Genomic DNA, 23,059 nt, shown 5'->3' on the forward strand with positions numbered 1-23,059 from the left:
AATACATATGAACGCTTACACTCTGCATATATTTAACTCAGGGTGTACCTCTGGCGTTACAAACACGAGACAGAAGGGGATCTGCATGTCCGAACCTGGACAGAAATTGCGCCTGGGTGCGTTGATCGCCTTGGTGGTCGGCTCGATGATCGGCGGTGGGATTTTTTCGCTGCCGCAAAACATGGCCGCACGTGCCGACGTCGGCGCGGTACTGATCGGCTGGGGGATCACAGCGGTGGGCATGCTGGCCCTGGCCTTCGTGTTCCAGACCCTGGCCAACCGCAAACCCGAGCTGGATTCCGGGGTGTATGCCTACGCCAAGGCCGGCTTTGGCGAATACATGGGCTTTTCTTCGGCCTGGGGCTACTGGATCAGCGCCTGGCTGGGCAACGTCGGCTACTTCGTGCTGCTGTTCAGCACCCTGGGTTTCTACTTTCCGGTGTTTGGCGAGGGCAACACGCCGATTGCCATCGCCTGCGCCTCGTTGCTGTTGTGGGCGGTGCATTTTCTGGTGTTGCGCGGGATCAAGGAGGCGGCGTTCATCAACCAGGTGACCACCGTGGCCAAGATCGTGCCGCTGGTGATGTTCATCGTCATCGCTGCCGTAGCCTTTCGCGCCGACATCTTTACCCGTGACATCTGGGGCTTGAGCAACCCGAAATTCGGTGGAGTGCTCGACCAGGTGCGCAACATGATGCTGGTGACCGTGTTCGTGTTTATCGGCATCGAGGGTGCGAGTGTCTACTCCGGACGGGCGGCGAAGCGTTCGGACGTCGGCAAGGCCACGGTGATCGGCTTTATTGGCGTGCTGGCCCTGCTGGTGCTGGTCAACGTGCTGTCGCTCGGGGTGATGACCCAGCCGGAACTGGCCGCCTTGCAGAATCCGTCGCTGGCTTCGGTGCTCGAGCATATCGTCGGGCCCTGGGGGGCCTTGCTGATCAGCATCGGCCTGGCGGTGTCGCTGTTGGGGGCTTTGCTGTCATGGGCCTTGCTGTGCGCCGAGATCCTCTTTGCCACGGCCCGCGACCAGACCATGCCGCGCTTTCTGGCCCGGGAAAACGCCAACCACGTGCCGGCCAATGCCTTGTGGCTGACCAACGTGATGATTCAGCTGTTCTTGCTGATCACGCTGTTTTCCGCCGGGACCTACACCAGCCTTATCTACCTGGCGTCGTCGATGATTTTGGTGCCATACCTGTGGTCGGCGGCCTATGCAGTGCTGTTGGCGGTACGTGGGGAATCGTATGAAGGGCATCCGGGTGCGCGGCGCAAGGACCTGGTGATTGCCGGCACCGCCCTGGTGTATGCGATCTGGCTGCTGTACGCCGGGGGGCTCAAGTACCTGTTGTTGTCGGCGCTGTTGTACGCGCCGGGGGTGATCCTGTTTGCCCGGGCCAAGCATGAGCAGGGGCAGGCGCTGTTTACCACCTGGGAGAAGCTGATCTTTGCCGCCGTTCTGGTGGGCGCGGGGTTGGCGGCTTATGGGTTGTACAGTGGGGTGTTGAGCCTTTAATCAGGGCTGCGGCGCAGCCCATCGCCGGCAAGGCCGGCTCCCACAGTAGATCGGTGTGCAGCAAACTCTGTGGGCGCTGGCTTTGCCAGCGAGAGGCCCTCACATTCACCAACAGGCAGCAGCAGAACCCAGCTCACAAGCCCCTCGCTGCCAAACCAACGGCGCCCCTTCGACCAGCAGCGGCGCCTTCAGCCGCTGCGCCAGCCCCCAGGGCGTCTGCTCCAGCTGCGGGTTCAGGTCCGCTGCCGTCTCAGCCTGCAACGGCACATCCGCTGCCAGCGTCCCCTGATCGATCAACAGCTTTGCCGTGCGCGCCAGCGACAGGCGCAGGGTTGCCCCGCATCCGCTGCCCAGGCGTTCGCTGTAGGCCTTGATCGCCGCAGCCGCCATCAGGTACCCGGTGCCATGGTCCAATGCCTGCACCGGCAGCGGCACGGGCTGGTCGGCCTGTTGCCAGCGCATGCCTTCGCAAGCGATGCCGCAGCTCATCTGCACCAGGCTGTCGAAGCCCCGGCGCTGTTGCCAGGGGCCGCTCCAGCCGTAGGCGTTGAGGCTCACATCGATCAGTCCGGGGTTGAGCTGGCGGCGCTGTTCGCTGGCATACCCCAGTCGTTCGAGGGCGTCGGCGCGGTAACCATGCAGGAGAATATCGGCTTCACTGAGCAGGCGTTCAAACACCCGTCGATCATCCCCATCGTGCAAGTCCAGGCGCGCACAGCGTTTACCCAGGGTCACCTCGGCAACAACCGCCGGTTCCTCCCAGCCTGGCGGGTCGATCCGCAGTACCTCAGCGCCGAAGCCAGCCAGCAGGCGGCTGGCTGTGGGGCCGGCGAGGATGCGGGTCAGGTCCAGCACCTTGACCCCGGCCAGAGGTCGGACGGCGTTACCGCTCCAGCGTCTGCTTGTAAAGGCTGGAGCCAGTTGGCGGTGAATCAACGGCTCGGCATTCACTGCCAGGCCCTGAGGGTGGGCCGACCATTCGGACCCGCTGCGCATGTGCGCGGCGCAACCGCCAGCGGTGACTATCGCGCTTTCCAGCTCGCTTGCGCGCCAGCGCGCAACCAGGTCGGCCATTTGTGCGCGGTCAGCCGCACGGCCCACTACCTTCTCGGCGGCGGCGCGATGATGAGCTGCGTTGGTATGCAGGCGAATCCAGCCATCCTCGGCGCGGTAGTCACCGGCAATCGGGTCCCACAAGGGCGGTGTGCTCCAGCCTTGCGGGCGCAGGCTGGTGGCGAACCAGAACGAGCTCAGGCGGCGGTCAACTTCAACGGCAGGCTGTTGCTCAAGCTGGCGCTGCAGCAGTTCGGCGATTGCCAGGCCACAGGCGGCAACGCTGCTGCTGGCAAGCGCGGTGACGGCGAAAGTCGAAGGCAGGGCGCCGTTGCCGCGAAAGCGCAGGGTATTGCGCAGTGCCGTTGGCAGCTGCAGTTCGGCGACAAGGGTGTCGAGTAGCGCGGTCATCAATGGCCCTCCAGCAGAAGGGCCATTGCAGACCATCAGCGGCGCCAGGTCAAACCCTGAACTGATCCATCAGGGCCATCTGCTGCGACGACAGGGTGTTGAGCTGGCTGCTCACCTGGGCCGATTCGGCGGCCTGGCCGGTCAGGGTCTCGGTCACGCCACGGATCGCCGAGACGTTGCGGTTGACCTCTTCGGCCACCGCGCTTTGCTGCTCGGCGGCACTGGCGATCTGCAGGTTCATGTCGCTGATCACCGTTACCGCCTCGCTGATCTTGTCCAGCGCCTGCACCGCCTGGTGGATCTGCCCGGCGTTTTCCTGGGCTTTGCCGTGACTCGAATGCATGGTCGCCACCACCTCGCGGGTGTTGCTCTGGATGCGTTCGATCACCAGGCGGATCTCTTCGACCGAGTCCTGGGTACGGCGCGCCAGGTTGCGTACTTCGTCGGCCACCACGGCAAAACCACGGCCGCTTTCGCCGGCGCGGGCCGCTTCGATGGCGGCGTTGAGGGCCAGCAGGTTGGTCTGCTCGGCGATGCTGCGGATCACTTCAAGCACCGAGCCGATCTGCTCGCTGTTCTGCGCCAGGGTTTCCACTTCGCTTACAGCCTTGCTGACCTGTTCGGCGAGCACGGTGATGTCGCGGGTGCTGCGCTCGATGATCGCCATGCCGTCCTTGGCCGAGCGGTCGGCTCCGCGGGCGGCGTCGGCGGCACTGGCAGCGCTGTTGGCAACGTCGTGGGCGGTGGCGCTCATCTCGTTGGAGGCGGTGGCCACCTGGTCGATCTCGCGAAACTGCACCTGCATGCCTTCGCTGGTGCGCTGGGCAATCGCCGAGGACTGGTCGGCAGTGGCCCGGGCCTGGGTGATGCTCTGCTTGATCTGGGCGATGGTCGGCTGCAGCTTGTCGAGGAAACGGTTGAAGCCGCCGGTCAGCCGGCCGAGTTCGTCCTTGCGCGCATAGCGCAGGCGCTGGGTGAGGTCGCCGTCGCCGCTGGCGATGTCTTCGAGCATGCTGGCCACGCTGTTCAGCGGGCGGGTCACACCGGTAGCGGTCAGCCACATCAGCAACAGGCCGCCGAGACCGGCCAGGGTGGCGAACAGCACCACCTTGAGGGTGCCACTGGTGCGGGCGTCTTCGAGGGTGGCCTGCAGGCTGGTGGCGTCGGCCAGCAGTACCTGCTTGGGCAGGTCGATCAGAATGCCCCAGGGCTTGCTGTCGGCAATCGGTTGCACCGGGTTCACGGCGCGGATGGTCTCGCCTTGCTCAAGGATCAGCGGCTGATTGGCGGCCAGCTTTTGCAGCGCCGGCTGGCCGTCCTGGTCGATGCTCTTGCCGACCTTGCCGGCATCGTTGCTGTTGGCCGCCAGCAGGCCGCTGGCGGCGACGATCATCAAGCGCCCGGCGCCATTGAACAGCTCCTGCTGGGCTTTGGCGGCAGCGGCCTGAAGGGCATCGAGGGAAATATCAACGCCAGCCACGGCGATCACCTTGCCGTTGTGCAGCAAGGGCATGGTGATGCTGGTCATCAGCATCTGCTTGCCGCCGACGGTGTCGGAGTAGGGCTCGAGCAGGCAGGCGCGGGCGCTGTTGCGCGAGCAGGTGTACCAGACGTTGTACGGCGTGCCGCTGAGGTTGATTTCGGTCTTGTTCAGGTCGGCGTCGCTGATCACCGTGTTCAAGGCCTGGCCCTGGGCGCGGCTCCAGTAACTGGCGAAGCGGCCGCTCTCGTTGCTCAGGCGCTTGGCATCGTTGGCAAACGCGCTGTCGCCACCGTCCAGGCCTTCGGGCTCGAATGCCAGCCACACGCCCAGTACGTCGGGGTTGCGCTTGAAGCTGGTGGCCAGGCTCTGGTTGATCGCTTCACGCAGGTCGCCAGCGCTCAGGCCGCGGTCGCGGGCCAATTGCTGCAGGTCCTGGACCTGATCGGCGAGGGCGGTGATGACGGTCTGGCTGTCGCTGAAAGTACGCCGCAGCATCTCGGCCTTTTCGCCGGCGCGGGCCTGTAGCAGGGCCTGGACGTTGCGGGTGAGCATGGTGGTGCTGGCGTCGCCGACCAGTTCATCGCTCTGGTGCGATTGATACAGGTTGATACCGACGACGAGTGCGACCACGCCAAGCAGGCAGAGGCCGGAGAGCAGGACGATTTTCAGGCGGATCGAGAGCGTGTCGAACATGGACGTACTCGCTAAAAGGCAGGCCGGTAGAGGACCGAGCCACTGGGCGGGCTCGGTTCGCTACATCCTTTTAGCGATAACAGTTCATCGGCTTTATAGCCTTAGCCATGAGTGCGCGCCGATGAACGGTCGACGAGGCTCAAGGGCGCGGTTTCTGGCCGCGACCAGATCCACAGGTTGCCCAGCGTCATGCCGGCGATGGCGAGAAATACCGGCCAGCGATGCTCCAGAAACACCAGCATCACGCCGGCGCACAGCAGCATGCTGACAGTGGCGCTGACCTTGGCCCGGCGCTGGATTACCTTGCCGTTGCGCCAGTTGCTCAGGATCGGGCCAAACAGGCGATGGTTTTCCAGCCAGGCACTCAGGCGCGGCGAGCTGCGGGTGGCGGCCCAGGCGGCGAGGAGGATGAATTCGGTGGTGGGCAGGCCGGGAATCACGATGGCCACCAGGCCGATGCCCAGGCTGACGTAGGCCAGCAGGCCGAAGAGCAGGCGCGAGAGTTTTGAAGCGGCTGGGCGGGTCATGGGCTTGTCGGTGTGCACGGGCAAGGCCCGGTTACCACGAGGGTAACCGGGTACGGCGCATCAGGCCAGTTCGGCTTTAGGCGCAGTTGCGTAGGCGTGTTTGAGCAGCTCGGTGAAACGCTCGAAGGCGGCCACGGCGCCTTGCTCGGCCTTGGCTTCTTCTTCGGCGCTCAGTTCCAGGCCGTCGAGGATGCGGGTGAACTGCTTCCAGCCTTCGGCGCGGCCACCGGCCGGTTCGCCCAGGTGACGGGCACCGAAGCTGTCCGACAGGCCCAGGCCGACGGCACGCTTGATCAGGAACGCAGCGCCGAGCTTGGAACCTTCGGAAACGAAGATCCAGCCCATGGCTTCACCCAGGCTTGGGCGCTGCAGGGCGCCGGCAAAGTCGGCCGGGATCTCGGTGTTCAAGTCCGCCAGGTCCAGGCCGGCCTGTTCGGCGCGGCAGCGTGCGGCCAGGTCCGGGACGATGGCGATCAGTGCCGGGTCGGTGTACAGCGCCTTGAGCTCGGACTGGAACAGGTACTGGGCAACCACGAAGCGGGCGAAGCTCTCGCGGGTTTCGAACGGCGCGTGGGATTTGACCAGGGCGTCGAGTTCGGTGTGCGGGGCGTGGGTCAGCTGGTTCAAACGCTGCGAACGCAGGCTGGCGCGTTCGGTGGTGGTAGCGGCGGTCATGGTGATTCCTTGCGAAATGGGCGTGCCTGATGACTAGACGAATGAGAAGACGCGTGACAGTAAAAAAACCTCACCTCAAAGGCTTTTCACGGGGCAAGCCCGCTCCTGCAAAATCTGTAGGAGCGGGCTTGCCCCGCACTGCGGTTCAGATATCCCAGACCAGGTTGATGGCGAAATTGCGGCCCGGCATGGTCAGGCGGTCGAGGTTGGCGGGGGCGGTTACCGCCGCTTCACCGAGGCCGTCGTAGCCGCGCACGTCATCCCACTGCCAGTACTTCTTGTCGGTCAGGTTGTAGAGGCCGGCGTTGACCGTGATGTCGTCGGTGACCTTGTAGAAGCCGGTCAGGTCGAGCACACCGTAGCCCGGGGTGCGGAACTGCTTGCTGGTGCCGTCGGGGGCGAAGAAGGTGGTGTCGTCGACGCGGTTCTTGCGTTTGACCAGGGTCCAGCTCAGCAGCGCGCCGTATTGCTCCTGCTCGTAACCCAGGCCCATCACCGCGGTCAGCGGGTTGACGCTGTTGAGCGGCTGGCCGGTGTCGTCGTTGCGGCCATAGAGGTAGGCCAGCGAGCCCTGGGTATACAGGCCGTGCGGTGCGCCGAAGGCGTCGAGGTTCAGGCGGCCCTTGAACTCGGCACCCTTGATGGTGGCGTGCTTGATGTTGTTGGCTTCGAAGGTCTGGCCGAGGTTGCTGCCCTGCACCGCGTCTTCGTTGATGAAGTCGCGGTACTTGTTGTAGAACACCGCGACGGCGAAGTCACCGGCCTCGAAGTTGCCACGCAGGCCGGTCTCGTAGCTCTTGCTCTTTTCCGGCTCGAGGTTGGAGTTGCCGCGCACGCTGTAGCCCAGGCCCGGGTTCTCGAAGCGGCCGTACAACGCCTTGGCGGTCGGCGTACGGAAGCCTTCGGCGTACTGGCCGTACCAGGTGTAGTTGTCGTTGAAGGCGTAGGTCAGGCCGAACTTGGGCGAGACCCGATGCCATTTCTTGGCGTCGTCGTCGACCGGGTCGGTGGGGTTGGCGCCGACGCCACGCAGGAACTCGTCGGTCATGTGCGGGGTGAGCTTGGTGTAGTCGTAGCGCACGCCCGGCAGGAAGGTCCACTGGTTCCAGCGGATCTCGTCCTGGGCGAACAGGCTGTAGGTGTTGACGGTCGGATCGGGGAAGTCACTGACCAGCGCCTGGCTGTCACTGGTGCTGACCTGGCCGATGAAGCGGCAGCTGCCACCGACATTCAGGCAGGTGCCGGTGCCGCTGCGCGAGCCGGTGACCTTCTGGTGCTTGAGGGTGGTGCCGTAGGTCAGCAAGTGCTCGGTGGCGCCGACGCTGAAGGCTTTGTCCAGTTGTGCGTCGAACACCCACTGGCGGTCCTTGTAGGTGGTCTGGCGGTCACGGAACACCTGGCGACCCGAGGCGAAATAGAGCTCTTCGGTGCGCTGGTCGGTCTTGCCGATCTGGTAGTTCAGGCTCCACTTCATGTTGTCGGCCAGCACGCTGCCCAGGGCGAATTCGTGGTTGATGCCGAAACGCTCGCGGGTCACGGTATCGTTGCCGGTGCGGTCGCGGTACGCGTTCATCGCGCCGAAGCCCGGAATGAACGGCCCGCCCACGGCGCTCTTGAGCTTCAGGTCACGGTCGTCCTTGTAGTTTTCGTAAGTGAAGGCCAGGCGCGCGTCGTCGGCGTAGTTCCAGCCGGCCTTGGCGAGGATGTTGGTGGTGCGCACGTCTTCCGGGTTGGCGGCGGTGCGTGCCAGGCCGGTGCCGCCGTGGCTGCTGTAGGACTCGGTTTCATGGCCGTTGCGCTGGCTCAGGTGCAGCAGGCCGTCGAACTCGCCCTGGCGGCCGGCGACGGTGGCCGAGTTCAGCCAGCTTTCGTCTGCCGAGCTGTAGCCGGTCTTCAGGCGTGCGCCGACGTCCTGGCCAGGCTTGATGATGTCGTCGGGGTCGAGGGTGAAGTAGCTGACCGCGCCGCCAATGGCGTTGCTGCCGTACAGCACCGAAGCCGGACCACGGAGGATCTCCACGCGCTTGACGATCTCAGGGTCGACGTAGTTGCGCTGGGTCTGGGCGTAGGGGCCGAAGAAGAAACTGTCGGGGATCGACACGCCGTCGATCTGGGTCAGCACCCGCTCACCGTCGATACCGCGGATGTTGTAGCCGTTCAGGCCGCTGCGCTGGCCGGTGCCGCTGACCGAAACGCCAGGCTCGTAACGCACCAGTTCCTTGATGTTGTTGACGTTCTGGCGATCGAGCTGCTCGCGGGTCTGTACGCTGACGGTGCTCGGCACCTGGCTGATGTCCTGGGCGCTACGGGTGGCGCTGACGGTGATTTGCTGCAGGGCGATGGCCTTGCTGGCGCTGCGTTCGATCACCACGTTGCCGCTGTTGAGCGTGCGGTAGCTCAGGCCGGTGCCGGCCAGCAGGCGCTGCAGGGCCGCTTCCGGTTTCAGCGAGCCATGCACGCCCGGCGAGGCGACGCCCTCGGCAAGTTCCGCAGAGAAGCCCACTTGCCAGCCGGTCACCGCGGTAAAGGCGTTGAGCGCCGACACCAGCGGCTGCTGGTTGATGGCGAAGCGGTAGTCGCCCATGCGCGGGGCACTGGCCTGGGCCGGTTCCGCGGCCAACGCCGGCAGGCTGCAGGCGCCGCTGGCGAGCATGGCCAGGGTCAACAGGGAGAGCGTGCAACGCTGCAGGCCGGGGGTACGTGAAGTGGCTGAAGATCGACGAGTGAAACCAGTGGACATCGAAAGCGCTCCCTGTCGCGCGAATGTTATAGGTGCTGGCTGATTCAAAAATAAGAATCAGTTGCATTGGCTATAACGAGACGTAACAGCTTCAGGGATCGCGTAAAAAAACTTTTGCCTCAGTTGAGAATCACCAGCGCCGGGTACTCGTGCAACTGTGCCGAGGTGATGTGGGCCAGGGCACGCAAGGTTTCCAGGGGCTGGTCGAGGCGGTAGTTGCCGGTGACCGCGACGTTTGCCAGCTGCTCGTTGCCGTTGATGATCCAGCCGGGGTAGTAGCGGCGCAGTTCGGCCAGCACCTGGCTCAGCGGACAGTTCTCGAACACCAGGCGGCCCTGGACCCAGGCCAGGTCCTTTTGCGCATCCAGGCGTCCGCGCTGGCCGAAGCCATTGGGCCCGACGCTGATGCTGTCACCCGCCGACAGGCGAATGCGCTGGTCGCTGCTGGCCTGCAGGTCGACGTCGCCGCGTTGCACCCGAACCTGGGCTTCGCCGTTGAGGTAGCGCACGGCAAAATCGGTATCGCGCACACTGGCACGCAGCGGGCCGGCCTGCAGTTCCAGCGGTGGCTGGGCGCCGCCGGGAACCTCGAAGTAGGCCTCGCCCTGCAGCAGCCGGGCCACTTGGCGGTTGTCGCGCAGGTCGCTGGCAAACGCCGAATTGGTGTTGAGCAAGACCTTGGAACCGTCGTCCAGCTGTACCCGCTGGCGTTCACCCACTACGGTCAGATGATCGGCCTGCAGGCGCACCGGCAGGTTGCCTACGGTGAAAATCCCCACCAGCAGCACAGCGGCCGTAGCGAGGGGCTTCCAGTGTGGGCGGATACGTGAGCGCAGGCTGCGGCGCTGTACCTGATGCAGTTGCCCGGCGGCCTGGCGCAGGGGCGCGCCGTTCCAGACCGCCTCGGCCTCGACATAGGCGCGGGCATTGGCCGGGTCTGCCTCGAGCCAGGCTTCGAAGGCCTGGGTGTCTTGCTCTGACGCACATTGCAGGCGAATCAGCCAGTCCAGGGCCTGGTCCATGGCCCGGTCACTGGCGGCTTGGCCAGGCGGCGAGGGGCGAGGAGAGGGACTGTCGGTCACGGGTGGGTCCTTGGCGGGGCTGGCGCTTTTTTGCGAATGATCCGGGGTATCCATGGGGATGGCAAGGTTTTAGCTGCGATCCACGACGGGCTGTTTACTTCAGCCGGTCGGCTACCCCTACACAGATGGCCATGATCAGTTTCAGTTCCTTCTGAACCGTGCTTGCCGACACTTTCAGTTGTTCGGCGATTTCCAGGTAGCTGGCGCCATGCAGGCGGCTGAGGATGAAGATGCGCTGTTGGCGTTCGGTCAATTGCGCGAGGCTGACGCTCAGGCGCTTGAGCAGTTGTTCGGCGTGGGCGGCGTCTTCGGCACTGCTGCTGGGCGCAGCGACGTTGTGCAGGACTTGCTCGGGCACATCGTCGACCAGGTTGCGCGACTGCGCCCGGCGTGCGCGCAAGTGATCGAGGGCGAGGTTGCGCGCGGTCTGGAACACGAAAGGCTCGAGGTGCTCGATGGGCCGTTCGCCCAGGGCGCGGGTCACCCGCAGGTAGGTCTCCTGCAACAGGTCTTCGGCAGTACTGGGGTTATCCACCATGCGCTGCAGCGTACGCAGCAGGCTGACTCGCTGCGCGAGGAAAACGGCGTTGAACTGGGACTGACTCACAGCGGTACCCGACCATGGCGTGGCGAATGATAATGCTTATCATCAGCGCGTTGGTCAAGTACTGCCTCCGCTCCTGCAAGGGATGGTCCTAGCGGGCGTTGTGCAGCGCCAGGCAGTTATCCAGCATGCGGTTGGAGAAGCCCCATTCGTTGTCGTACCAGGCCATCACCTTGAGCATGCGCCCGTTGGCCCGGGTATGGTTGGCATCGAAAATCGACGACAACGGGTTGTGGTTGAAGTCGCAGGACACCAGCGGCAGGCTGTTGTAGCCGAGCACCTTGGAATGCCGGCTGGCTTCCTTGAACAGCGCGTTGACGGCCTCGGCCGTGGCCTCGCGCTCAAGGTTGACGGTGAGGTCGACCAGCGACACGTTGATCACCGGCACCCGCACGGCCATGCCGGTGAGCTTGCCGGCCAGTTCCGGCAGCACCAGGCCCACGGCTTCGGCGGCGCCGGTCTTGCTCGGGATCATCGACTGGGTCGCCGAACGGGCGCGGAACGGGTCGCTGTGGTAGACGTCGGTAAGGTTCTGGTCGTTGGTGTAGGCATGAATGGTGGTCATCAGCCCCTGCTCGATGCCGAACTCGCGGTGCAGCACCTGGGCCAGCGGCGCCAGGCAGTTGGTGGTGCACGAAGCGCTGGAGATGATCTGGTGCGAGGGGCGCAGGATGTCATGGTTGACCCCGTACACCACGGTGGCATCAGCCCCCTTGGCCGGCGCCGAGATAATGACTTTGCCGGCCCCGGCAGTAAGATGGGCGGCGGCCTTGGCGCGCTCGGTGAACAAACCGGTGCACTCGAACACCACATCGATGGCTTCGGCTTTCCATGGCAGCTCCGCCGGGTTGCGGATGGCGCTGACGGCGATGCGGTCGCCGTTGACGGTAATGCTCTCGTGATCGGATTCAACCGTGGCAGCGAAGCTGCCGTGGACGCTGTCGTATTTGAGCAGATGGGCATTGATCGCGCTGTCGCCCAGGTCGTTGATGGCGACGACCTGCAGATCCTGACGGTAGCCTTGGGTATAGAGTGCGCGAAGGATGTTGCGGCCGATGCGGCCAAAGCCATTGATTGCGATACGAAGGGTCATGGAGCTACCTCTGGGAGACCGGGTGAAGCCCGTGGCAATTGAAGTTTTGCTTCACTGCATCTGATTTTGTTGTTGGAATTACAAGATTATTCGTAAAAAAATAGAAAACAAGCCTTTTTGCTGGCAATATTTTATTCAATCTACAACGAGCGATCGGCCAAGCCGTTCCTCCCGCAACGCATCGCCCCTGCCATTGAGCCTAGGCCGCGATCGTTGATAAGGGAAACCGCCGCAGAGGTCGCAACCACCGATAGCCTGGAGTCCAGTACATGCATCCGCGCATTCTTGAGGTCACCCAACGGCTGATCGCCCGCAGTCGCCCCACCCGTGAACGCTACCTTGAGCTGATTCGCGGGGCCGCCAGCGACGGGCCGATGCGTGCCAAGCTGCAGTGCGCCAACTTCGCTCACGGTGTCGCCGGCTGCGGCAGCCAGGACAAGCAAAGCCTGCGGATGATGAACGCGGCCAACGTCGCCATCGTCTCCGCCTACAACGACATGCTCTCGGCGCACCAGCCCTACGAGCATTACCCCGAACAGATCAAGCAGGCGCTGCGCGAAATCGGCTCGGTCGGCCAGTTCGCCGGCGGTGTGCCGGCCATGTGCGACGGCGTCACCCAGGGTGAACCCGGTATGGAACTGGGCATCGCCAGCCGCGAAGTGATCGCCATGTCCACCGCCATCGCCCTGTCGCACAACATGTTCGATGCGGCGCTGATGCTCGGCATCTGCGACAAGATCGTCCCCGGCCTGCTGATGGGCGCGTTGCGCTTCGGCCATCTGCCGACGCTGTTCGTGCCGGGTGGGCCGATGCCGTCGGGCATCTCCAACAAGGAGAAAGCCGATGTGCGCCAGCGTTACGCCGAAGGCAAGGCCAGTCGCGAAGAGCTGCTGGAGTCGGAGATGAAGTCCTACCACAGCCCCGGCACTTGCACCTTCTACGGCACTGCCAATACCAACCAGCTGCTGATGGAAGTGATGGGCCTGCACCTGCCGGGCGCCTCTTTCGTCAACCCGTATACGCCGCTGCGCGATGCCCTGACTGTCGAGGCTGCGCAGCAGGTCACGCGCATGACCAAGGCCAGTGGCGCCTTCATGCCGCTGGGTGAGATTGTCGACGAGAAATCCCTGGTCAACTCCATCGTTGCCCTGCACGCCACCGGCGGCTCGACCAACCACACCCTGCACATGCCGGCGATTGCCCAGGCCGCCGGCATCCAGCTGACCTGGCAGGACATGGCCGAGCTCTCGGAAGTGGTGCCGACCCTGTCCCACGTCTATCCGAACGGCAAGGCCGACATCAACCACTTCCAGGCTGCCGGCGGCATGGCCTTCCTGATTCGCGAACTGCTCGATGCCGGTTTGCTCCACGAAGACGTCAACACCGTCGCCGGCCATGGCCTGCGTCGCTACACCCAGGAGCCGTTCCTTGAGGCCGGCAAACTGGTCTGGCGCGAAGGCCCGAAGGCCAGCCTTGATGAGGCGATCCTGCGCCCAGTGGCACGGGCGTTCTCGCCCGAAGGCGGTCTGCGGGTCATGGAAGGCAACCTCGGTCGCGGGGTGATGAAGGTGTCCGCAGTAGCCCCCGAGCATCAGGTGGTCGAAGCCCCGGCACTGGTGTTCCATGACCAGCAGGCGCTGGCCGATGCCTTCCAGGCCGGCGAGCTGGAGCGTGATTTCGTTGCGGTAATGCGCTTCCAGGGGCCGCGCTGCAACGGCATGCCCGAGCTGCACAAGATGACCCCGTTCCTTGGCGTGTTGCAGGACCGTGGCTTCAAGGTCGCACTGGTAACCGACGGGCGTATGTCCGGTGCTTCAGGGAAAATCCCCGCGGCCATTCATGTCTGCCCCGAAGCCTTCGATGGCGGCCCGCTGGCGCGCCTGCGCGATGGCGATATCGTCCGGGTCGACGGCGTGGCGGGTACCCTGACGGTGAAACTCAGTGCAGCCGAGCTGGCCGATCGAGAACTGCCCGCACCACCGACCGGCAACGACCTGGGTTGCGGCCGCGAGCTGTTCGGCTTCCTGCGTACCGCCCTGAGCCCGGCAGAGAAAGGCGCCAGCGCCTTCACCTCGGCCCTGGAGACACTCAAATGAAGCGCGCACTGGTCGGCGATATCGGCGGCACCAATGCACGCTTCGCCCTCTGGGAAGACAACCGCATGCACGCGGTGCAGGTCTTTGCCACGGCGGACTACACCAGCCCGGAACAGGCCATTGGCGCTTACCTGGCTGACCAGGGCCTGGCCCGCGGCGAGCTGGGCGCGGTGTGCCTGGCGGTGGCCGGGCCGGTCGACGGTGATGAGTTTCGCTTTACCAACAACCACTGGCGGCTCAGCCGCCAGGCGTTCTGCAAAACCTTGCAGGTCGAGCAGTTGCTGCTGATCAACGACTTCACCGCCATGGCCCTGGGCATGACCCGCTTGCAGGCGGACGAGTACCGTACCGTCTGCGCAGGCACGCCTGATGCCAGCCGCCCGGCGCTGGTGATCGGCCCGGGCACCGGCCTTGGCGTCGGCACCTTGCTCAACCTGGGTGAGGACCGCTGGATGGCTTTGCCGGGCGAGGGCGGGCATGTCGACCTGCCGGTGGGCAATGCCCGCGAAGCGCAGATCCGCCAGCAGATCGAAAGCGAAATCGGCCATGTCAGCGCCGAAACCGTCCTCAGCGGCGGCGGCCTGCTGCGCTTGTACCAGGCCATCTGTGCCCTGGATGGTCAGCCTGCGCCGCTGCAAAGTCCGGCGGCGATCACCGACGCGGCGCTGGCCGGTGAGCCCGTTGCCCTGGCGGTGATCGAGCAGTTCTGCCGCTTCCTGGGCCGGGTGGCGGGCAACAACGTCCTGACCCTCGGCGGGCGTGGCGGGGTGTTTATCGTCGGCGGCATCGTTCCACGCTTTGCCGAGCTGTTCCTGCGCAGCGGCTTTGGCGCCAGCTTTGCCGACAAGGGCTGCATGAGTGGCTACTTCAAGGATCTCCCGGTATGGTTGGTGACCGCCGAATTCTCCGGCTTGCTCGGGGCCGGCGTGGCGCTGCAACAAGCCGGCTGAGGTGTAGGCGCGGGCTTGCCCCGCGAAGCACTCACCCTGTTCAACAAGGAGTGATGCGTGAGCAAGTCGATATTGATGGTCGACGACGACCAGGACATTCGTGAACTGCTGCAGACCTACCTGAGCCGCGCCGGTTTCAGCGTCCAGGCGGTGGCCGACGGGCGCGGCTTTCGCCAGGCCCTGGACGCCAGCGACTGCGACCTGGTGATCCTCGACGTGATGTTGCCCGACGAAGACGGTTTCAGCCTGTGTCGCTGGGTGCGCCAGCATCCGCGCCTGGCCCAGGTGCCGATCATCATGCTCACCGCCAGCTCCGACGAAGCCGACCGGGTCATCGGCCTGGAACTGGGCGCCGATGATTACCTGGGCAAACCCTTCAGCCCGCGCGAACTGCAGGCGCGGATCAAGGCGCTGCTGCGCCGTGCCGGTTTTGGCCAGGAGCGCAGTGGCTGTGATGTGCTGGCCTTCGATGACTGGCGCCTGGATACCATCAGCCACCGCTTGTTCCACCGCGATGGTGAAGAGGTGATTCTCTCCGGTGCCGACTTCGCCTTGCTCAAGCTGTTCCTCGATCACCCGCAACAGATCCTCGACCGCGACACCATCGGCAACGCCACCCGTGGCCGTGAGCCGATGCCGCTGGACCGCATTGTCGACATGGCGGTCAGCCGCCTGCGCCAACGCCTGCGCGACACCGAAAAACCGCCACGGTTGATCCGTACCGTACGCGGCAGTGGCTACCTGCTGGCGGCCAGCGTTGCGCCCGCGCACTGAAGGGCGCTGGCGCCTGCCGCTGCCACGCTCGCTGCTGGGGCGCATGCTGCTGTTGACCTTGCTGGTGGTGTTGCTGGCCCAGGGGCTGTCGAGTGTGATCTGGTTGTCGCAATTGCGTGCCAGCCAGATGGAAGGCCTGGTCGCCAGCGCGCGCAGCCTGGCCCATTCGATGAGTGCCAGCGTCAGTTATTTTCGCTCCCTGCCGGTGGCTTACCGGCCGATGGTGCTCGACCAGTTGCGTAGCATGGGCGGTACCCGCTTCGTCGTTTCGCTCAACGACAAACCGCTGGGCATGCAGGTGCTGCCGGCCACGCCGCGCAAGGAGGCGGTGATCGACGCCGTCGCTGATGTGCTGCACCAGCGCCTCGGCGCGCAGCTGGAAATTTCCATCCAGTTTGTCAGCCCGCAGGATTTGCGGATCTTCAACAGCGGCCTGAAGCTCGATGAGCTGCCGCGTTCCTGGGCCCACTATGCGCTGACCCTGGAGCCGATCAACCCGCCGGTGCTGGTGACCCAGATTCGCCTCGCTGAAGGCGAGTGGCTGTACATCGCCTCGCTGCTGCCCGAGCCCTACACCAGCCTCGAAGAGCAGGGCCTGCCCAGCCAGCAGTTGTGGTTCATCGTGCTGACCAGTTCGTTCCTGCTGCTGTTCATCGGTCTGCTGGTGCACTGGCAGAGCCGCCCGCTCAAGCGCCTGGCCCTGGCCGCACGGGAGATGTCGCTGGGGGCCGACGTCGAGCCGGTGACCGAAGGCGGTGGCAGTGAAGTGGAGGAGGTGGGCCGGGCCTTCAACGCCATGCGCGAGCGCATCAGCCGCTACCTGACCGAACGCAGCCAGTTGTTCAGCGCCATCTCCCACGACCTGCGCACGCCGATCACGCGCTTGCGCCTGCGTGTCGAGTTGCTTGATGACGAGCAGTTGCAGGCCAAGTTCGGCCGCGACCTGGACGAGCTGGAGATGCTGGTCAAGGGCGCGCTGCAATGTGTGAAGGACACCGACATCCACGAGAACATCGAGCGTATCGACCTCAACCAGGTGCTCGAATGCCTGGTCGAACCGTACCTGGGCAGTGGCCAGATCACCCTCGAAGGTCGCGCCCAGGCGCCTTATCCCGGCAAGCCACTGGCGCTCAAGCGCTGCATTGGCAACTTGATCGACAACGCTCTGAAATACGGCGAGCGCGCCCACCTGCGCATCCTCGACAGTGACATTGGCTTTGTCTTGCAGGTCGATGACGAGGGCCCGGGCGTGCCCGAGCAACGTCAGGAGCAGGTGTTCGAGCCGCATTTTCGCCTGGCCGGACAGCAGCAGGGCTACGGCCTGGGCCTGGGTATCGCGCGCAATATCGCCCACAGCCACGGCGGCGAGGTGAGCCTGCGCAACCTGCGTGAGGGCGGCTTGCGGGTGACCTTGAGCCTGCCGCGCAGCGTTGACTGAAATTCTGCCTGGGCGAATGTCACCAGCTGGTGACATTCGCGCATCCCTTCGTTACCTCCGGCCCGGGTGCCGTTGGTTAGACTCCAATGCAAGCGCAAGCACCACGACTTGCACCTGCATAACAACAAGAAAAGGTTCCTCTCGATGAATGCGATCAATCGCCTCGCCGCTGTCATTTCCCTCGCCTCCTTGTTGCCCCTGAGTGCTGTTGCTGCCGCTAACGGCATGGTCGAAGTCACTCACTGGTGGACCTCCGGAGGCGAAGCCGCGGCGGTGAAAACCCTCAAGGAACAAGTCGAGAAAGACGGTTTCACCTGGAAGGACAACGCCGTCGCCGGTGGCGGTGGCGCAGCGGCCATGACCGTACTGAAGAGCCGCGCAGTGGCCGGTAACCCGCCAGGCGCCGCCCAGATCAAGGGGCCGGACATCCAGGAGTGGGGTGCGCTGGGCCTGCTCACCGAACTCGACGATGTCTCCAGAGCCAACAACTGGGACGCCCTGCTGCCAAAGAAAGTCGCCCAGATCATGCAGTACGACGGCCACTATGTAGCGGTGCCGGTGAACATCCACCGGGTCAACTGGCTGTGGATCAACCCGCAGGTGTTCGACAAGGCCGGGGCCAAGGTGCCGACCACCCTCGATGAACTGTTCGCCGCCGCCGACAAGCTCAAGGCGGCCGGTTTCATCCCGCTCGCCCATGGCGGCCAGCCGTGGCAGGACAGCACCGTTTTCGAAGACCTGGTGCTGAGCATCCTCGGGCCCCAGGGCTATCACAAAGCCTTCGTCGAACTGGATGAAGACACCCTGACTGGCGCGCAGATGGTCAAGGTGTTCGAAACCCTCAAGCGCCTGGGCACTTACATGGATCCCAACCGCGCCGGGCGCGACTGGAACATTGCTGCCGCCGAAGTCATCAATGGCAAGGCCGGCATGCAGATCATGGGCGACTGGGCCAAGAGCGAATGGACCGCCGCCGGCAAAGTGGCAGGCAAGGACTACCAGTGCGTGGCCTTCCCCGGCACCCAGGGCAGTTTCGCCTACAACATCGATTCGCTGGCGATGTTCAAGCTCAAGAACGAGAACGACATCAAGGCCCAGAACGACTTGGCCAAGGTCGCCCTGGAACCGCGGTTCCAGACCGTGTTCAACCAGAACAAGGGCTCCTTGCCGGTGCGCCAGGACATGGACATGAGCCAGTTCGACGCCTGCACGCAGAAGTCGGCGGTGGACTTCAAGGAAGCGGAGAAGGGTGACGGCCTGCAACCGAGCATGGCCCACAACATGGCGACCTCGCTGGCGGTGCAGGGGGCGATCTTCGATGTCGTCACCAACTTCTTCAACGACCCGAAAGCCGATCCGGCAACGGCGGTCAAGCAGCTGAATTCGGCGATCAAGTCGGCCAAGTGATGGTGTAGGCAACGACTCTGCGGGGCTTCATCGCTGGCAAGCCAGCTCCCACAGGGTCGGTGCATGCAGTCCATTGTGGGAGCTGGCTTGCCAGCGATGCGGTGCGCAGCGCCGCCCTTCAACCGAGACTTTCTGATGAGCACTGTTGCCACAATCAACAAGGCCTCACCCCTGGACGCCCTGCAGCGCTGGTTACCGAAACTGGTACTGGCGCCGAGCATGTTGATCGTCCTGGTGGGTTTTTACGGCTACATCCTCTGGACCTTCGTCCTGTCCTTCACCAACTCAAGCTTCATGCCCAGCTACAAGTGGGTGGGCCTGGCGCAATATGCACGGCTGATGGAGAACGACCGCTGGTGGGTGGCGAGCAAGAACCTGCTGCTGTTCGGCGGCATGTTCATCGCCATCAGCCTGGTGATCGGCGTGCTGCTGGCGATTTTGCTCGACCAGCGCATCCGCCGCGAAGGGTTCATTCGCACTATTTACCTGTACCCCATGGCGCTGTCGATGATCGTCACCGGCACCGCCTGGAAGTGGCTGCTCAACCCCGGCCTGGGCCTGGACAAGATGCTTCGCGACTGGGGCTGGGAAGGCTTTCGCCTGGACTGGCTGGTGGACCCCGACCGGGTTGTCTACTGCCTGGTGATCGCCGCCGTGTGGCAGGCCTCGGGCTTTGTCATGGCGCTGTTCCTGGCCGGCCTGCGCGGCGTCGATCAGTCGATCATCCGTGCCGCGCAAGTCGATGGCGCCGGCCTGCCGAGCATCTACCTGCGCATCGTCTTGCCAAGTTTGCGCCCGGTGTTTTTCAGCGCACTGATGATCCTTGCGCACATCGCGATCAAGAGCTTCGACCTGGTCGCGGCCATGACTGCGGGCGGCCCGGGCTATGCCTCTGACCTGCCGGCGATGTTCATGTATTCCTTCACCTTCAGCCGTGGGCAGATGGGCATGGGCTCGGCCAGCGCGATCCTGATGCTCGGCGCGATCCTGTCGATCCTGGTGCCGTACCTGTATTCGGAACTGAGGAACAAACGCCATGACTAGGTCCCTCGCTCCCCGCTCGTTGAGCTTCAGCCGCCTGGCCATCTACTCGACCCTGATCCTGGCCTGTGCGTTGTACCTGATCCCGCTGATCGTGATGCTGCTGACCAGCTTCAAGTCGCCGGAAGACATCCGTACCGGCAACCTGCTGAGCTGGCCCGAGGTGATCACCGGCATCGGCTGGATCAAGGCCTGGGACACGGTCGGCGGCTACTTCTGGAACTCGGTGAAGATCACCGTGCCGGCGGTGGTGATCTCGACCCTGCTCGGTGCGCTCAACGGCTATGTGCTGTCGATGTGGCGTTTCAGGGGGTCGCAGCTGTTCTTCGGCCTGCTCTTGTTCGGCTGCTTCCTGCCGTTCCAGACCGTGCTGCTGCCGGCCTCGTTCACCCTCGGCAAGCTTGGCCTGGCCAGCACCACCAGCGGCCTGGTGCTGGTGCATATCGTCTACGGCCTGGCCTTCACCACGCTGTTTTTCCGCAACTACTACTGCAGCGTGCCGGAGGCTCTGGTGCGGGCGGCGCGGCTCGATGGCGCGGGTTTTTTCACCATCTTCGGGCGCATCCTGCTGCCGATGTCGGTGCCGATCATCATGGTCTGCCTGATCTGGCAGTTCACCCAGATCTGGAACGACTTTCTCTTCGGCGTGGTGTTCGCCAGCGGCGATGCGCAACCGATCACCGTGGCCCTGAACAACCTGGTCAACACCAGCACCGGGGTCAAGGAATACAACGTCGACATGGCGGCGGCGATGATCGCCGGGTTACCGACCCTGTTGGTCTATGTGCTGGCTGGCAAGTATTTCCTGCGCGGGCTCACGGCCGGCGCGGTCAAGGGGTAAACAACAATGGCAACGCTTGAACTGCGCAACGTCAACAAGAGCTACGGCAGCGGTCTGCCGGACACCCTGAAGAACATCGAACTGTCGATCGACTCCGGCGAATTCCTGATTCTGGTCGGCCCGTCCGGGTGCGGTAAATCGACCCTGATGAACTGCATCGCCGGCCTCGAACAGATCAGCGGCGGGGCGATCCTGGTGGACGATGCCGACATCAGCGGCATGAGCCCCAAGGATCGCGACATCGCCATGGTGTTCCAGTCTTACGCGCTGTACCCGACCATGAATGTGCGCGACAACATCGCCTTCGGCCTGAAAATGCGCAAGATGCCTGCCGCCGCCATCGACGAAGAGGTGGCGCGAGTGGCCAAGCTGCTGCAGATCGAGCACCTGCTGACGCGCAAGCCTGGCCAACTGTCCGGTGGCCAGCAGCAACGCGTGGCCATGGGCCGGGCGCTGGCGCGGCGGCCGAAGATCTACCTGTTCGACGAGCCGCTGTCCAACCTCGACGCCAAGCTGCGGGTGGAGATGCGCACCGAAATCAAGCTGATGCACCAGCGCTTGAAGACCACCACGGTGTACGTCACCCACGATCAGATCGAGGCCATGACCCTGGGCGACAAGGTGGCGGTGATGAAGGACGGGCTGATCCAGCAGTTCGGCACCCCGCAGCAGATCTACAACGATCCGGCCAACCTGTTCGTGGCCAGCTTCATCGGTTCGCCCCCGATGAACTTCATTCCCCTGCGCCTGCAGCGCAAGGACGGCCGCCTGCTGGCCCTGCTCGACAGTGGCCAGGCCCGCTGCGAGCTACCCTTGGGCTTCAATGTGGCGGGTCTGGAGGACCGTGAAGTGATCCTCGGCATGCGCCCGGAACAGATCGCCCTGGCCCCGGCCCAGGCCAATGGTTTGCCGAGTATTCGTGCCGAAGTGCAGATCACCGAGCCCACCGGGCCGGACCTGCTGGTGTTCGTCACCCTCAACCAGACCAAGGTCTGCTGCCGACTGGCCCCGGATGTGCCGACCCAGGTCGGCGACACCCTGAACCTGCAGTTCGATCCGGCACGGGTGCTGCTGTTCGATGCCGCCACCGGCGAGCGCCTGGGTGTCGCCGCGCCAGCGCCGGCGAGCAAGGACAATGTCGCCCAATTCAAGGGCCGCTGAATTCGTTATAGAACGTAGACACCCATCGAGAACAATAAAACGAGGAAACAAGGGATGGATCACTTCAAGCGTATCAAGCCTCTGGCGCCGTTGACCCTGCTGGCGGCCCTGGGCCTCAGTTGCGGGGCGCAGGCGGCTGGCGCCTTTGCTCCGGAGTCGAAATGGATGAGCGGCGACTGGGGCGGTACCCGCACCGAGCTGCTGGAGAAAGGCTACGACTTCACCCTCGACTACGTCGGTGAGGTGGCGGGTAACCTCAACGGTGGCTACAACGACGACAAGACCGCGCGCTACAGCGACCAGTTCGCCCTCGGCGCGCACCTGGACCTGGAGAAGATCTTCGGCTGGCAGGATGCCGAGTTCAAGCTGGCGATCACCGAGCGTAGCGGCCGCAACTTGTCCAACGACCGCATTAGCGACCCGCGTGCCGGGCAGTTCAGTTCGGTGCAGGAAGTCTGGGGGCGCGGCCAGACCTGGCGCCTGACCCAGATGTGGGTCAAGCAGAAGTATTTCGATGGCGCCCTGGACATCAAGGTCGGGCGCTTTGGCGAAGGCGAGGACTTCAACAGCTTCCCCTGCGACTTCCAGAACCTGGCGTTCTGCGGCTCGCAAGTGGGCAACTGGGTTGGCGGTATCTGGTACAACTGGCCGGTCAGCCAGTGGGCGATGCGGGTCAAATACAACATCACTCCGGAGTTCTTCGCCCAGGTCGGTGTGTATGAACAGAACCCGTCCAACCTTGAAACCGGCAACGGCTTCAAGCTCAGCGGCAGCGGCACCAAGGGCATGATCCTGCCGGTGGAGCTGGTCTGGTCGCCGCAGGTCAACGGCCTGCCGGGTGAGTACCGTCTGGGTTACTACTACAGCACGGCCAAGGCCGATGACGTCTATGACGACGTCAATGGCCAGCCCCAGGCGCTGACCGGCGCAGCCTTCAAGTCGCACTCGAGCAAGCACGGCTGGTGGGTGGTGGCCCAGCAGCAGGTCACCGCGCACGGCGGTGATGCCAACCGCGGCCTGAGCCTGTTCGCCAACTTCACCGTGCACGACAAGGCTACCAACGTGGTGGACAACTACCAGCAGGTAGGTATGGTCTACAAGGGCGCCTTCGATGGCCGGCCCAAGGATGACATCGGCTTTGGTGTGGCGCGGATTCACGTCAATGACGACGTCAAGGACCGTGCGCAGTTGCTCAATCAGCAGAGCGGCATAGAGGATTACAACGATGCCGGCTTCGTGCCGATCCAGAAGACCGAGTACAACGCCGAGCTGTACTACGGCTTCCATGTCACCAACTGGCTGACCGTGCGGCCGAACCTGCAGTACATCAAGAGCCCGGGCGGGGTGGACGAGGTGGATAACGCGCTGGTCGCCGGGTTGAAGATTCAGTCGTCGTTCTGAGGCGATATGTTGTAAATTTACGCATATTGCGACCGCTGTGCGGTCGATCGCTGGCAAGCCAGCTCCCACATGGATT

At 64.1% G+C, this 23,059-nt stretch carries 18 protein-coding genes and 1 pseudogene; 10 read left to right on the forward strand and 9 right to left on the reverse strand.

The genetic code is table 11. From position 1 onward, the window contains the following. Positions 1-85 precede the first annotated feature (85 nt). On the forward strand, positions 86-1,513 hold the full coding sequence (gene arcD / locus LOY45_RS05000) for an arginine-ornithine antiporter (protein WP_115088554.1): 1,428 nt from the start codon (positions 86-88) through the stop codon (positions 1,511-1,513). A gap of 105 nt (positions 1,514-1,618) precedes the next feature. On the opposite strand, the gene LOY45_RS05005 is transcribed toward arcD, so the two are convergent. From LOY45_RS05005 to gap, 9 genes and pseudogenes are all read right to left on the reverse strand, one after another. Next, positions 1,619-2,977, reverse strand: a complete 1,359-nt coding sequence (locus LOY45_RS05005; RefSeq protein WP_258578820.1) for a CoA transferase — start codon at positions 2,975-2,977, stop codon at positions 1,619-1,621. A 49-nt stretch (positions 2,978-3,026) separates the two neighbouring features. Next, positions 3,027-3,782, reverse strand: a complete 756-nt coding sequence (locus LOY45_RS26955) for a methyl-accepting chemotaxis protein (RefSeq protein ID WP_415842535.1) — start codon at positions 3,780-3,782, stop codon at positions 3,027-3,029. 102 nt (positions 3,783-3,884) lie between these two features. Next, positions 3,885-5,153 (reverse strand): annotated as a pseudogene (locus LOY45_RS26960) (PDC sensor domain-containing protein); the annotation flags it as partial. Between the two features lie 101 nt (positions 5,154-5,254). Beyond that, positions 5,255-5,680, reverse strand: a complete 426-nt coding sequence (locus LOY45_RS05015) for a YbaN family protein (protein ID WP_115088882.1) — start codon at positions 5,678-5,680, stop codon at positions 5,255-5,257. A 60-nt stretch (positions 5,681-5,740) separates the two neighbouring features. Further along, a complete protein-coding gene (locus LOY45_RS05020; protein WP_115088551.1) occupies positions 5,741-6,355 on the reverse strand; it encodes a biliverdin-producing heme oxygenase in 615 nt (204 codons plus the stop codon). Positions 6,356-6,500: 145 nt separating this feature from the next. Beyond that, positions 6,501-9,095 carry a TonB-dependent receptor gene (locus tag LOY45_RS05025; RefSeq protein ID WP_115088550.1) on the reverse strand — a complete coding sequence of 865 codons (2,595 nt, stop codon included), beginning with the start codon at positions 9,093-9,095 and terminating at the stop codon, positions 6,501-6,503. Between the two features lie 119 nt (positions 9,096-9,214). Then, entirely contained in the window at positions 9,215-10,177 is a 963-nt protein-coding gene (locus tag LOY45_RS05030) for a FecR family protein (protein ID WP_115088880.1), read from the reverse strand. A 94-nt stretch (positions 10,178-10,271) separates the two neighbouring features. Continuing rightward, entirely contained in the window at positions 10,272-10,784 is a 513-nt protein-coding gene (locus LOY45_RS05035) for an RNA polymerase sigma factor (protein ID WP_115088549.1), read from the reverse strand. A gap of 88 nt (positions 10,785-10,872) precedes the next feature. Further along, positions 10,873-11,874: a type I glyceraldehyde-3-phosphate dehydrogenase gene (gene gap, locus LOY45_RS05040; RefSeq protein WP_115088548.1), complete on the reverse strand. Its 1,002-nt coding sequence runs from the start codon at positions 11,872-11,874 to the stop codon at positions 10,873-10,875. A gap of 269 nt (positions 11,875-12,143) precedes the next feature. Here gap and edd point away from each other — a divergent pair, with 269 nt between their 5' ends. From edd to LOY45_RS05085, 9 genes are all read left to right on the forward strand, one after another. Next, complete coding sequence (gene edd, locus LOY45_RS05045) at positions 12,144-13,970, forward strand: phosphogluconate dehydratase (RefSeq protein WP_134064132.1); 1,827 nt, start codon at positions 12,144-12,146, stop codon at positions 13,968-13,970. Then, complete coding sequence (locus tag LOY45_RS05050; protein WP_115088546.1) at positions 13,967-14,920, forward strand: glucokinase; 954 nt, start codon at positions 13,967-13,969, stop codon at positions 14,918-14,920. Before edd ends, LOY45_RS05050 begins: the two co-directional genes overlap by 4 nt. A gap of 75 nt (positions 14,921-14,995) precedes the next feature. Beyond that, complete coding sequence (locus LOY45_RS05055) at positions 14,996-15,694, forward strand: response regulator (RefSeq protein WP_115088878.1); 699 nt, start codon at positions 14,996-14,998, stop codon at positions 15,692-15,694. Between the two features lie 43 nt (positions 15,695-15,737). Next, a complete protein-coding gene (locus tag LOY45_RS05060) occupies positions 15,738-17,132 on the forward strand; it encodes an ATP-binding protein (protein WP_275670891.1) in 1,395 nt (464 codons plus the stop codon). 144 nt (positions 17,133-17,276) lie between these two features. Then, complete coding sequence (locus LOY45_RS05065; protein ID WP_115088544.1) at positions 17,277-18,539, forward strand: ABC transporter substrate-binding protein; 1,263 nt, start codon at positions 17,277-17,279, stop codon at positions 18,537-18,539. Between the two features lie 135 nt (positions 18,540-18,674). Further along, positions 18,675-19,583 carry a carbohydrate ABC transporter permease gene (locus LOY45_RS05070; protein ID WP_258578822.1) on the forward strand — a complete coding sequence of 303 codons (909 nt, stop codon included), beginning with the start codon at positions 18,675-18,677 and terminating at the stop codon, positions 19,581-19,583. After that, entirely contained in the window at positions 19,576-20,421 is an 846-nt protein-coding gene (locus LOY45_RS05075) for a carbohydrate ABC transporter permease (RefSeq protein ID WP_115088542.1), read from the forward strand. Before LOY45_RS05070 ends, LOY45_RS05075 begins: the two co-directional genes overlap by 8 nt. A 6-nt stretch (positions 20,422-20,427) precedes the next feature. Then, on the forward strand, positions 20,428-21,582 hold the full coding sequence (locus LOY45_RS05080) for an ABC transporter ATP-binding protein (protein ID WP_115088541.1): 1,155 nt from the start codon (positions 20,428-20,430) through the stop codon (positions 21,580-21,582). A gap of 54 nt (positions 21,583-21,636) precedes the next feature. Continuing rightward, on the forward strand, positions 21,637-22,983 hold the full coding sequence (locus tag LOY45_RS05085) for a carbohydrate porin (protein WP_134064125.1): 1,347 nt from the start codon (positions 21,637-21,639) through the stop codon (positions 22,981-22,983). Positions 22,984-23,059: the final 76 nt, after the last annotated feature.

The sequence above is a fragment of the Pseudomonas wadenswilerensis genome (genome assembly GCF_024749185.1).
GTDB lineage: Bacteria > Pseudomonadota > Gammaproteobacteria > Pseudomonadales > Pseudomonadaceae > Aquipseudomonas > Aquipseudomonas wadenswilerensis.